This is a genomic window from Emticicia sp., from assembly GCF_043780375.1.
GTDB lineage: Bacteria > Bacteroidota > Bacteroidia > Cytophagales > Spirosomataceae > Emticicia.
This window is the reverse complement of the sequence record NZ_JAYWCU010000004.1, coordinates 23,163-35,756: the sequence shown is the minus strand read 5'-3', so window position 1 is coordinate 35,756 and position 12,594 is coordinate 23,163. Positions and strand designations below refer to the sequence as shown.

The following is a 12,594-nucleotide window of genomic DNA, read 5'->3' as shown; positions in this document are numbered from 1 at the left end:
AGTCGATGAGCAATTTACCTCAACTGAAGTCCCTCTCCTTGTGGAGAGGGACTTCATTGGCAACTATTCTAATCAATTCGCTGGTAAAACCACTCTTTTCACCGTTCCATCTTCGCCTTGTGTAATCATTACGAAAATAGTACCTTTCTGTTTACCGATGTTGATTTGACCTACATATTCGCCTGAAAAATCTTTGATTTCTTCTTTTGCTACTACGTTTCCTTTCACATCCATCACTTTTATGCTCACATCACCTTTTTGCTGAGTGTTAAATCTCAAATTCAAAATTTCGGTTTTAGGGTTATTCGGAAAAACTTCTACACCACGAACAGTTTTACTTCCCGCACCTCCACCATCAAAAGGAAAAACATCTGGAATTGTACGGTATTCAAATTTCAAATCTTTGCCCATTTGTTTTAGATTATCTCTCAAACTTTCCATGTTTTCATTCAATTCGTGTGAAAACTCTTCACTATCAAAGCCTTCTTTTCCATTTCGACGATAAATTTTTACACGTGGTTTTTCTCTAATTACAATTTCTTCATCGCCGTTGTTATTATTATAATTATAATTACGCTCATTTTTTTTCTCCCCTTTTCTTACATCCGATTCATTTTCAACTTCAATTTTCATGCCTTGTACTTTACCCTTATTTTGTGCCATGACCGAATCTTGAAACTTTTGAATCATGTTTTCTTTTTGATTATCAGAAAGACCCGAAGCATCAATTACTTTTTCATCAACTTTGGTTTTACCGTTGATTTCTTGCTCTATTCTAATGCGAATTTTATCTTTTTTCCCCTGAGAAAAAGAAATAAAAGGAACAATTGCCAAAAGACTCAAAACACTGAGTTTCAGGCATTTACTTAAAGTAGCTCTCATAATTTTTGTTATTTTATTGAAAATATTCTGAAATGACGTTTTTTTAAGCAAAACGTTGCACAAACTTAGCAAAGTGATAGCTAATGGAGCGTTAAAAAATCTTAAAATATGTTAAAATTCATCAATTAATCGCTTTGCGGTTGCAACAGGATTATTTTCATTTACTTCAAAAGATTTGATTTTCGAGGGTTCTCTATGTGAAAGCCCGTGCAGATAGGCTTTGTCGTAGTACGTGAGAGCTATATCGGTTCCTACCGAAAAATCGCCTTTTCCCAAAGCATCAAGGGCTTCTTTATGTTGTTGTCCACCAAGCCGCTTGGCAATTCGGTCGGTCGAGGATTTTAATTCTTCAAACGAAAATTGAGCATATTCATTCATCAAGCGACTAATTCTGATTTCTTTTGAAACATCAATATAAACTACATTTGCAACCCTCATTTGTTGCCAAAGTCCTTCTGGAATATTACAACACCCTACATTTTTACTTTCATCTTCAATCCAAATGCGGCGGCTTGTATCAAGTTTAGAAAGTTTTTCGTAGAGCATATTTTCAAAATATTCAGTCATTGGCTGCGGAGCTTGTCCCAACATTCCAAACGATGAGCCTTTATGATTTGCCAAATCTTCTAAATCTAAGATTTGTTCTCCTTGCTTTTCCAATTCGTACAAAACTTCCGTTTTTCCACTGCCTGTTTTTCCACCTAAGACAATGATAGTCAATGGTTTACAAAATTCATCCAAAATAAAGTTTCGATATGCCTTATACCCCCCTATCATTATAGAAACTTTCATTCCTGACGAATCGAGCAATGTTGCAAAACTTCCGCTTCTCATCCCACCACGCCAACAATGCACCAAAACTTCTCTGTTTGGAGCAATTTTATTGGCTTTTTTGACAAATCCTGACAATTTTGACCCAACAATATCTAATCCCAACAAAAAAGCAGATTCTTTTCCTACCTTTTTATAGCGAGTGCCAACTTCCGCTCGTTCATGGTTTTCAAATAGGGGAATATTAACCGCACCTACTATATGTCCACGCTCAAATTCGGCTGGCGAACGAACGTCAATAATAGGCTGAGTTTTAGCCTTTTCAAGAAACTGCTCTACAGAAAGTGGTTTTGTCATTATTTTTAGCTGTTAGCAATTAGCTTTTTTTTGTTAAATAAAATAAACTTCGAGAAGTATAAAAAGTTTTTTTAGCCAAGAGCTAAACGCTAATAGCCATTCACTCCAACTCCCGCAAATATAGCTGAATTGTATTTTCTAAACCCAAATAAAGTGCATCGCAAATAAGGGCGTGTCCGATAGAAACTTCGAGAAGATTGGGAATGTTTTCTTTGAAATAACGTAGATTATCTAAACTCAAATCATGTCCTGCATTTACGCCAAGACCCATATTTTGAGCAATTTTGGCAGCATGAATATAATCATTGATAGCTTCTGCCTTGTTTTTGAAGTAATTGTGGGCGTAGCTTTCAGTATAAAGTTCGATTCGGTCAGTGCCAGTTTCGGCTGCCCCTTCAATCATTTTTTCGATAGGATCAACAAAAACAGAAACCCTGCAACCCACACTTTTGAAGGTTGCAACTAAATCTTTGAGCAAATTTCGGTGCTTGATTGTGTCCCAGCCTGCATTCGAAGTAACGGCATTGAGTGCATCGGGCACGAGCGTAACTTGTGTAGGCTTGTTGGCAAGTACCAAGTCTATGAATTTTTTTTCAGTCGGATTTCCTTCAATATTAAATTCGGTCGTGATTATTTCTTTTAAATCATATACATCACGGTAACGTATATGTCGTTCATCGGGGCGAGGATGAACCGTAATTCCTTCAGCTCCGAAGTTTTCACAATCAATCGCAACCTGAACTACATTAGGCTGATTGCCACCTCTTGAGTTGCGTAAGGTCGCTATTTTATTGATATTGACCGATAATTTTGTCATAATACTGCTATTTAATCTGTTTGGTAAGTATCAAACTTTTACCAAGTAACAACGACTTCGAGATAATTTATCAACTTATGCGACCTTCAACTTATGATTTACGCACTTTACAAGTCTATTTTGTTGGTAATAATAGCTATTTTCGCTTACTTTTACCAAATTATTGTCGGCAATTACTTTAGCATCGTTTTGGTACTGAAATAACTAATTTGAAGCCAAAATGAGTTCCCTATTTTTACCAAAATAAAATTGACATCTAATTTTGCTAAATTCTCCCAAGGTTTCCGAAACGATTAACTCAATTCGATTGTTGTGAAAATAGGTGATTATGAAATCATAAAAATGTTGCAAACACGCTTATAATAGTACAATAAACAAGTAAATAAATAAAAATTATGTCGTTAAAAATACAAATTGATGCTCAAATTAAAGCAGCCATGCTTGCTCGAGAACAAGCAAGATTAATGGCTTTGCGAGACATCAAAAAATTCATTTTGTTGGAAGAAACCAAAGAAGGAAAAACGGGCGAATTGACTTCGGATGAAGAAATGAAATTGCTTGCCAAAGCAGCTAAACAAAGAAAAGATTCGGCAGATATTTATCGCCAACAAAATCGCCCAGACCTTTTGGATAAAGAATTAGCTGAATTGTTGGTGATTGAAGAATTTCTACCAAAACAACTCTCTGAAGAAGATTTGAAAGCAAAAATACAGGAAATGATTGCTCGTGTAGGTGCGTCCGCTCCATCGGACATGGGTAAAGTAATGGGTATTGCCTCAAAAGAATTGGCTGGACTTGCCGATGGAAAGGCGATTTCGATGATGGTAAAGGCTTTGTTGGCGTAATTTTGAATTATGAGGTACGATTTACGAATATTTATTCATTTGCTAAGCCTTAATGAATTAACTATCAACGAGTTACATTCGTAAATCGTAATTCGTACCTCGTAAGTTTTTTTTCATCGACACCATTCCCAAATATTCGGTTTTCATTTGTACAAAATCTAATTGAAAAGTACCGCATATTTCAAAACCTAAACTTTTATAAAATCGAATAGCACTTTGGCTACTATCCATTGCCTTAAGCCATATATAATCTTTGTGTTGCTTGCGAGCCATTTCGATTGAAAACTCCATCAATTTTCGCCCTACACCTTTGCCTGTTACTTCTTTAGCAAGGTAAATTCGTTCTACTTCAAAGCCATTTCCCTCTTGTTCGGCTAATTGGTTTTCGGGGCGAAGTTTCAGAAACCCGACAGGTTTTTCATCAAATATTGCTAAGAAAAAAAGATTCCTTTCATCCGAAACTTCTTCTTCTAATTGCTTTATATTGAAGCATTTATGAGCATACCAAGTTCCTTCGTCATGCCATAAATGTTTGTAGTGGTCGAAATAAGCACGAGTAGCTACGGCAGCTAATGTTTCGAGTTCGGTAAGCGTAACTTTTTGAGTTTTTAAAGTCATTTCAAATTTCGTTTCATTGTAAAATCTGTCTGTACTTCCGTTCCTAACACAAAGCTGTGTTTGCCCAAAAACTCAAAACCCATTTTTTGGTAAAATTTAATGGCATTCGCATTGTTTTCCCAAACGCCCAGCCAAATTATTTCAAAATTATTTTCAATTGACCATTCGATACAAAAATCCATTAGTTTTCTACCGAGTTGCTGCCCTTGCAAAGATTTATCAATATAAAAACGTTCAATTTCAACTACATTTTTTTCTTCTAAACCTTTGGTTGAACGATTTTTTACGAGCTTTGAAAAAGCAATTATCTCGCCATTCAAATCAATGATAATATACTGACTATCAATTTGTTTTAATTCTTTTTCGATTTGTTGAAGTGCAAAGTTTTTTTCTACATGTTGCTCCATATTTTCAGGAGTATTATGTTCCGAATATGTATCACGAAATGTTTTTTCGGAAAGCTGACGTATCGCTGCCACATCATCAAAATGTGCTAATCTAAATTTAAAATTCATATTTTTTAGAATTGTTTTTCTTACAAAATGTAAAACAAATAAAAACTTGTATGAAAAAAAATGTAATTTCTCTATCTTTGAAATATTACCCTAACAAATCTAATCTTACCCTAAAAAATGAGTAACTCAACCCCTGCACAAAGGCTTTATTCGCTTGATGCCCTCCGTGGCTTTGATATGTTTTGGATTATGGGAGGCGAAGATTTTGTGCATGAACTTATGAAGGCAAGCAAGCATCCCGCAGCTATTTGGATGGCAGCTCAACTCTCTCATGTGGTTTGGAATGGTTTTCGATTTTATGACCTAATTTTTCCGCTTTTCTTATTCATTTCAGGCGTTTCTACACCTTATTCGGTTGGTAGAGAAGTTGATAAAGGCGTTGAAAATCAAAAAATTATGCTCCGAATTATCAAAAGAGGATTTATTTTAGTGCTTTTGGGAATTATTTATAATAATGGCCTACAATTTAAAGAACTTTCTCACATCCGTTTCCCAAGTGTATTGGGGCGAATCGGTTTAGCATATATGTTTGCCTGCATTATTTATCTTTATGCAAGCCAACGCTGGCAATATGTGTGGTTTGGCGGCATTTTGATTGGTTATTGGTTACTAATGAAATTTAGTGCTGCACCTGGTTTTGCAGCTGGCGATTTGACAATGGCAGGAAATTTTGCTTCTTGGTTCGACCGAACTGTTCTTCCAGGACGTTTACATTTAATTATTCACGACCCCGAAGGTTTGTTCTCAACAATTCCTGCTATTTGTACAGGACTTTTAGGGATTTTTGCTGGGAATTTCTTGAAAAACAATACAGATAAAACCCCCACTCAAAAAGCCGCTTTTCTTGCCATATTTGGTATTATTTGTTTAATTATTGGTGGAACGTGGGATATGTTTTTCCCGATAAACAAAAACCTTTGGACAAGCTCTTTTATGCTTTATGCAGGTGGATGTAGCATTATTCTTTTGGCAATTTTCTATTTCGTTATTGATGTAATGGAATATAAACGTTGGGCGTTTTTCTTCACTGTTATTGGCATGAATTCTATCTTAATTTATCTATCTGTCAAATTTATTGATTGGTATTACACAGCTGAAGGGCTTTTCCGTTGGTTTGGGCAACTTTTTAGTGAAAATTACTACGAGTTAGCAATTGTAGCTTGTGCTATTTTTGTTAAATGGTTGTTTTTGTTGTTTCTCTATCGCAAAAAACTCTTTTTGAGGGTGTAGCAATATGCAATTTATTTGTTAATAACAAACTTTTTATGAAATTCTAACGTATCTTTATAAGTAGTAACTAATTGTTGCACAACTTATAAAACATAAAATCATAAAAAACATGAAAATCACAAGCTTATTAAGTATAATTTTAATTACGGTTAGTAGTTGCTTTGCTGTCAATGCTCCAACATCAACGGCTGAGCCAATTAGTCATGAAATTTGGAATGGTCTTCTCAAAAAATATGTTGACAACAAAGGCTTTGTTGATTACGCAGGTTTCAAAAAAGACCAGACAGAATTGAAAAAATACCTTGACTTGGTAGAAAACAACGCTCCAGGCGACAAATGGAGCAAAGATGAAAAATTGGCTTACTGGATAAATGCCTACAATGCTTTTACGGTACAGTTGATTTTGGATAATACTAAAAACAAAATTACAAGTATCAAAGACATTGGTAGCAAGGTAAAAATTCCATTTGTAAATACCCCGTGGGATGTAAAATTTATTAATATCGGTGGCAAAAAAATGGATTTGAATAATATCGAACACGGTATTATTCGTAAAGATTTTAGTGAGCCACGTATTCACTTTGCTTTGGTTTGTGCAGCGAAGTCTTGCCCACCTTTGCGTAATGAGGCGTACATTGCATCGAAATTAGATAAACAATTGGATGACCAAGGAACAGATTTTTTGAATGATGCATACAAAAATAAAGTTACAGAAAAAGAAGCTAAATTATCTAATCTTTTCAAGTGGTACGGTGGCGATTTTAAAGGAAAAATGACCGTTCTTGACTGGGTCAATAAATATTCAAAAGTACAGGCAAATAAAGATGCTACTATTTCATATTTGAATTATAGCTGGGATTTGAACGGAAAGTATTGAACAGTTAATAGTTAAAGTCTTTGTTTTTTTGAAAAGCCTCGCAAAGTTTGTGGGGCTTTTTTCAGAACTATACATTATAAAAAATTGAAAACTAAGCAATCTCAGGCATTTCAACCAAACACACCATTAATTTCACTTCAAAAACCAACCAATCTAAATCATAATTAGCAATAAGTTCAATTCGGCTATCTCTACGATAAGCAATGTATTCCACCGAAAACTCCCCATCAACGGCATTTATTAATACCCAGTCTTTACCAGTTCGGAAAACTCCCTTGGCTCTATCAACACCTTGCAATGAACTAAAAAACTGACGAAGTTTTGGAAGATTGAAAACTTCTTCGGGCGAAAAAATCCAACCACAACTATACATTCCTAAGCCTTTGCTTAATTTTTTAATCGGTTTCCCAATTTCAATAATTTCCAGCGTTTTTTCTTCGTGGTGATGATGCTCGTGGGCATGAGCTTGCGGAAATTGTGCTTTTCTGCCTTGAAAAGGCTCAATGTCTAACCAATCAATATTTATTTTGCCATTGGAAATTGATTCTACCAAAAGTTTCGGTGGATATAATGAGCTTGCCCAAAGTCTAAACTTCTCGGCAAGCTCCTCTCCTACTAAATCAGATTTATTGGCAATCAGCACATCAGCCAAATTAATTTGGTCTTGAAATGTTTCGTGCGAACGAACATTGGCATCGGCCCACCGACGTGGGTCAACCAAGCAAATAGTTGCCCGAATTTCAAGAATATCCTTTAAATATTTACTTTGTAGCAAATCTAAAATACTTGCGGGATGCCCCATACCCGTTGGTTCAATCAAAATTCGGTCGGGTTTTTGATAACGTAGAATCGACGTGAGCGTTACTTGCATTGGTACATTTGCCGTACAACAAATACAACCGCCCGCCACTTCTTTGATTGTCAAACCATCTTGTTCTTCAATGGCTGTGTGGTCAATCGAAACAGCACCAAATTCGTTGATAATAATTGCCCAGCGTTCATTGGCTGGTTTACTTGTCAAAATATGTTTGATAGCGGTAGTTTTGCCAACACCCAAAAAGCCTGTGATGATATTTACTGGTATTTTCATAAAAATAGAGGATTCTTCGCCCCATTTACGAATAACAATAATTATGGGGTAAAGAATCCTCTGAGAAACTAATTTCAAGATTTATTTTGATGGCGTAATAGTGATATTTCGGTATTCAATGGCTCCATGATCTCCTTGAAAGAAAATCGGCCCAGCTTCGCCTTCATTACTATCTAAAGCACCGCCTGTAATTCCTGGAATTTCGTTTTTATAGATAATTGTCTTACCATTTAAAACAACCGTTACGACTCTTCCCACCAAAGTAATGTCAAAACTTTGCCATTCTCCTGCACTTTTGGCTGGCATTTCTAATGGAGCAATAAAACCATAAACAGCACCCAATTGATCTTTCAAAGGCTCTCTTCCTTTACTATCAGTAACCTGCACTTCGTATCTGCCTCGCAAATAAACACCGCTATTGCTACCTTGCGGATATCGGAATTCAAGATGTAATTTGAAATCATTGAAAGTACGAACGGTACGAAGGTTTGCTCCTGATTTTGGACTCTTTAAGATGCCATTTTCTGCAATCCATTGATTTTCAGCACCAATTGCTTGCCATCCGTCAAGGTTTTTACCATTGAAAAGCTTGATTGGAGTTCCCCAAACAGGATTTTTAGTATTGTTTAATTTAGGAGCTCTCACGCCAACCCAATTCAAAACTTCTCCTTTGGGTGTATTTATCGTTCCGCTTAATTTATCGTCTTTTAAAACTCCTTCCAATACCAAATCTTTTTCGACATTATCCCATTGTGGTGGAATAGAAAATGTAATTTTATTATCTACGAAATAAATGCGAGAAATAGGTCGGGCACTACCTGATTCGGACACAAAATGACCATTTAGAAATTTTACACCCGAATGATTGACTTCAAGCCATGACGGCAAGAATTTATCTCCTTTTGTTATGGTTATGTCCCATCGGCCTTCTATGCTTTTGATTGGTGCCAATTGAGCCATTGAAGAGCTACTTATGATAAAAATAAAGCTAAAAATACTTGCGAGTTTTTGAAATTGAATTCTCATGATTAGATGTTTTTTGTAGAATAGAAAGGTAAATTTAATTTATTTAGATAATATTTAGTAATAATAAGCAAAAAAAGCCTTTTGTATTGGTAATACAAAAGGCTTTTCGAAATCTATTTACAGTTGAAGAAATATTTCTTCAACTACGACTACTTTTCACTGAACAATTTTTCAAATTGTGTTGAAAATCTTTTACTTCTTCGTTTCTTCAAAACCCATTTCCTCATACCATTCTTCAAATTCAGAAGGCGATGCTGTTGGTTTTGGACTCATTGCTCGGCGAGAACGACGCTCAGCGGCTTTGATTTCAAGGTCTTTTTCTACTTTTTCACCATTAAGCTCTACGATAACTTTATATTTCCCCGCACGGAAATACATTTTCTTATCATCGGCTGGCTCTAATTTTATGTCTTTTTCTTCTTTTTTCTTGCTGTCATTCAAATATTTTTCGTATTCACTTTTGGCTGTGGCATCAATTGCTTGGTCGAAGTTTACGTTATTCAAACCTGCTTCGGCATCATCGGTGATGATTTTTAAAACTAAGCCTTTATCAGTCTGAATTTTAATTGTTACTTTTCCTGATGTTTTAGCGTAGTACGAAATATTATATTTTCGTTCTTCAGCTTCGGCATACTTATCAAACATTCTGCCCCAAGAAGCATTATAAGTAATTGTTGGTAAGTCGGTTACGTAAATATTTTTAGCCAAAACTTCGTTACTTAATGTTTGCAAAGATTTCACATCGGCAATATAAATTGAGCGACCATGTGTACCAACAACCAATTCATTTTCACGTGGATGAATCACCAAATCATGAATTGAAACACTTGGCATTCCATCGCCATTGCCACGCATGAAGGTTTTACCTTTATCCATCGAAATATATAGTCCGTTGTCCGTTCCAACATAAATAATATTGGCATTTTTAGGGTCTTCTTTCACAACATTGATTGGTTCGGCAGGAAGGTCTGAACCAATAGTCTGCCAAGTTTGACCATAATCATTCGACACAAAAAGATAAGGCTTAAAATGGTCGCCACGATAGGCATTCAACGAAGCATAAACCGTAGCTTCTGCATGAGCCGAAACCGAAATGCCACTTATCCAAAGATTTGGTTTGTCCATTATTTTGGTGAAAGTATAACCACCATCTTTTGAAACATAAATCAGTCCATCGTCAGAGCCAGTATAAATCAAGCCAAATCTACTTGGCGATTCTTCGATTGTCGTCAAAGTCCCGAAAGGCACATCGCCTTCTTTTTTACCACGAGTCAAATCGCCCGAAAGAGTTTTGAAGGTATCGCCTTTGTCGAAACTTCTATGAAATTTATTCGAGCCAAAATAAATAATGTCTTGGTTATGACGAGAAATCGTAAGCGGAGATTCCCAGTTGAAGCGGAAAGGTGCTTCGCCCAGTTCTCGTGGAATTTCTAATCTTTTTCTTTCATTGGTAGTTTTATTGATTCTGAAATAATTGCCAAACTGAAAACCTGCGTAAACTATATTATTATCACGCCAATCTACTTGTACTTGCATTCCATCGCCACCGAGCAAGAATTTATAGCCGTCTCCATTTTCAAAAATACCATAATTATAATCAAACGAATTAGTGGACGAACCAAACCAAACGCCGTTGTCTTGCAAGCCGCCGTAAACATTATAAGGTTTCGCCATGTCAACCGAAACGTGGTATAATTGCCCAACAGGAATTGAATTTGCCTTAAACCATGTTTTGCCATCGTCGTAAGTAATGTTTATTCCGCCATCATTTCCGTTGATATAATGTTTCGGATTTTTTGGATCAAACCACAAAGCGTGGTGGTCAGAATGAACATTTTCTCGTTCAATGCTTTTAAAACTTTTACCACCATCTTCCGAACGAACGATTGGCACACCAACGATAACGATTTTCTTATCATCGCTTGGGTCAACCCAAATTTGTCCGAAATAATAACCGTAAGTGAAATAAATATTGTCTAAATAATCAGCGTGCGTGCGTTTCCAAGTTGCACCAGCATCTTCGCTTCGGTAAACTTCTGCACCACTAACCTGTGTGTCGAACAAATCATTATTGCCGTTATAGGTATATTCGTAAATATCCTGCACCTTGATTTTATCTACTTTTAGGTCTTCTTTGAATGTTTTGGCAGTGAATTTCTCTGGAAAACCTTGTCCATCTAAATATTCATTAATAGTTGCATCGCTCAAAGCCAAGAACTCATCTTTGCTGATGGTCTTCATTTTCTTGGTTGTAAGTCGGCTTAAATCTTCTTTTTCATCTTTTTTAGGTCTATTGGCTTGATTATCAATGATGGCATAAATAATATTCGGATTTTTTGGATAAACCGCCAAACCGATACGCCCATTTCCAGCTCCAGTTGGGAAACCACTACCTTCGCCCGAAATCAATTTCCAAGTTTCGCCAGCATCGGTGCTTTTATAAATACCTGATTCTTTTCCACCTTCTACAAAATTCCACGCAGTACGCTCTTTGTACCACATGGTAGCGTAAAGTGTATTGGCATTGCTTGGGTCGATTCTTACATCAATCGCACCTGTGTTTTCGTTGGTGTAAAGGGTTTGTTTCCAAGTTTTGCCACCGTCGGTGGTTTTGTACATACCACGCTCTTTGTTTGGTGAATACAAATGTCCCAAAACCGCTACCCAAGCAATATTTGGGTTGGTTGGGTGCAAAGCAATGCGACCAATATGCTGCGACTCTGGCAAGCCAAGATACTCCCAAGTTTTGCCATTATTGCTTGATTTATACATTCCCACGCCCGAATAAGACGAACGACTTGAATTATTTTCGCCCGTACCAATCCAAATCGTACGAGTTTTCCAATCAACGGCAATATCGCCGATTGTCATAACTGCCTCATTATCGAAAATTGGTGAGAAAGATTGACCGTTATTGACTGTGTGCCAAAGTCCACCCGAAGCGTAAGCGGCATAAAATTCCGTTGGATTTTCGGGGTTTGCATCAATATCTACAATTCGTCCACTCATAATGGTTGGGCCAACATTTCTGAATTTCAGATTTTTTACGAGTGATGCTTCTTGAAGTTTTTTGCGTTGCTCATAGCCCGACATTCTTTCGGCGGCTGGTGTTGGCGAAACGGCATCTGCAACGATTACAGGGGCGGCTTCAGCAGAGACTTTCTTCTTTTTTTGAGAAAACCCTGCGAAGCAAGTGATTGATAATAAGGCAATTAGGGTTAGTTGTTTTTTCATATTGTTTGTTTGAAGTGTTTTTTTATAAATAAGTTCACTAATCAAGAATAGGCTAAAACTCTTTCAAATTTGTTTCCCCAACCTCCATTTTCTGTAAAAGAAGAAAATAAAAAAGTTCAGGAGCTTGGAACGCCCTCGTCCAAATATTTCTTCATCAATTCAAAAATCTCTAATGTTGGTTCATAAGTTAAAATACTATATTGTCCACATCCTGCTGATATTGGGATTAGCAATTAAAGATAGTTTATGTAATATCGTTAATATATCTTCTGGCAAAGTTGAATCTAGCTCAAAAAGTTATTTAAGTTCAGAAAACATGATTCTTTCATAGC

The 12,594-nt window shown here is 36.3% G+C and carries 11 protein-coding genes; 3 read left to right on the top strand and 8 right to left on the bottom strand.

Annotation, left to right across the window (positions count from 1 at the left end; translation table 11 throughout):
* Window positions 1–72: 72 nt before the first annotated feature.
* From ACH2CJ_RS00385 to ACH2CJ_RS00375, 3 genes are all read right to left on the bottom strand, one after another.
* On the bottom strand, window positions 73–882 hold the full coding sequence (locus tag ACH2CJ_RS00385; protein ID WP_394990081.1) for a T9SS type A sorting domain-containing protein: 810 nt from the start codon (window positions 880–882) through the stop codon (window positions 73–75).
* Between the two features lie 111 nt (window positions 883–993).
* Window positions 994–2,010: a tRNA 2-selenouridine(34) synthase MnmH gene (gene mnmH, locus ACH2CJ_RS00380; RefSeq protein ID WP_394990080.1), complete on the bottom strand. Its 1,017-nt coding sequence runs from the start codon at window positions 2,008–2,010 to the stop codon at window positions 994–996.
* A gap of 100 nt (window positions 2,011–2,110) precedes the next feature.
* The gene (locus ACH2CJ_RS00375; RefSeq protein WP_394990078.1) at window positions 2,111–2,827 is read right to left on the bottom strand and encodes a pyridoxine 5'-phosphate synthase; all 717 of its coding nucleotides are present in this window, start codon (window positions 2,825–2,827) and stop codon (window positions 2,111–2,113) included.
* Between the two features lie 395 nt (window positions 2,828–3,222).
* On the opposite strand from ACH2CJ_RS00375, the gene ACH2CJ_RS00370 reads away from it, so the two are divergent.
* On the top strand, window positions 3,223–3,672 hold the full coding sequence (locus ACH2CJ_RS00370; protein ID WP_394990077.1) for a GatB/YqeY domain-containing protein: 450 nt from the start codon (window positions 3,223–3,225) through the stop codon (window positions 3,670–3,672).
* A gap of 72 nt (window positions 3,673–3,744) precedes the next feature.
* Here ACH2CJ_RS00370 and ACH2CJ_RS00365 read toward each other — a convergent pair whose 3' ends face one another.
* Both ACH2CJ_RS00365 and ACH2CJ_RS00360 read right to left on the bottom strand, forming a co-directional pair.
* Window positions 3,745–4,290, bottom strand: a complete 546-nt coding sequence (locus ACH2CJ_RS00365) for a GNAT family N-acetyltransferase (protein WP_394990076.1) — start codon at window positions 4,288–4,290, stop codon at window positions 3,745–3,747.
* Window positions 4,287–4,805, bottom strand: a complete 519-nt coding sequence (locus ACH2CJ_RS00360) for a GNAT family N-acetyltransferase (protein WP_394990075.1) — start codon at window positions 4,803–4,805, stop codon at window positions 4,287–4,289. The genes ACH2CJ_RS00365 and ACH2CJ_RS00360 overlap by 4 nt, the downstream gene beginning before the upstream one ends.
* Before the next feature lie 117 nt (window positions 4,806–4,922).
* Here ACH2CJ_RS00360 and ACH2CJ_RS00355 point away from each other — a divergent pair, with 117 nt between their 5' ends.
* Window positions 4,923–6,035: an acyltransferase family protein gene (locus tag ACH2CJ_RS00355; protein ID WP_394990073.1), complete on the top strand. Its 1,113-nt coding sequence runs from the start codon at window positions 4,923–4,925 to the stop codon at window positions 6,033–6,035.
* A 109-nt stretch (window positions 6,036–6,144) separates the two neighbouring features.
* A complete protein-coding gene (locus tag ACH2CJ_RS00350; RefSeq protein ID WP_394990072.1) occupies window positions 6,145–6,912 on the top strand; it encodes a DUF547 domain-containing protein in 768 nt (255 codons plus the stop codon).
* Between the two features lie 91 nt (window positions 6,913–7,003).
* Here ACH2CJ_RS00350 and ACH2CJ_RS00345 read toward each other — a convergent pair whose 3' ends face one another.
* The 3 genes from ACH2CJ_RS00345 to ACH2CJ_RS00335 form a co-directional block, all read right to left on the bottom strand.
* On the bottom strand, window positions 7,004–8,002 hold the full coding sequence (locus ACH2CJ_RS00345; protein ID WP_394990070.1) for a CobW family GTP-binding protein: 999 nt from the start codon (window positions 8,000–8,002) through the stop codon (window positions 7,004–7,006).
* An 81-nt stretch (window positions 8,003–8,083) separates the two neighbouring features.
* On the bottom strand, window positions 8,084–9,028 hold the full coding sequence (locus tag ACH2CJ_RS00340) for a DUF1080 domain-containing protein (RefSeq protein ID WP_394990069.1): 945 nt from the start codon (window positions 9,026–9,028) through the stop codon (window positions 8,084–8,086).
* Between the two features lie 192 nt (window positions 9,029–9,220).
* Window positions 9,221–12,262: a WD40/YVTN/BNR-like repeat-containing protein gene (locus ACH2CJ_RS00335; RefSeq protein ID WP_394990068.1), complete on the bottom strand. Its 3,042-nt coding sequence runs from the start codon at window positions 12,260–12,262 to the stop codon at window positions 9,221–9,223.
* Between the last annotated feature and the right edge of the window lie 332 nt (window positions 12,263–12,594).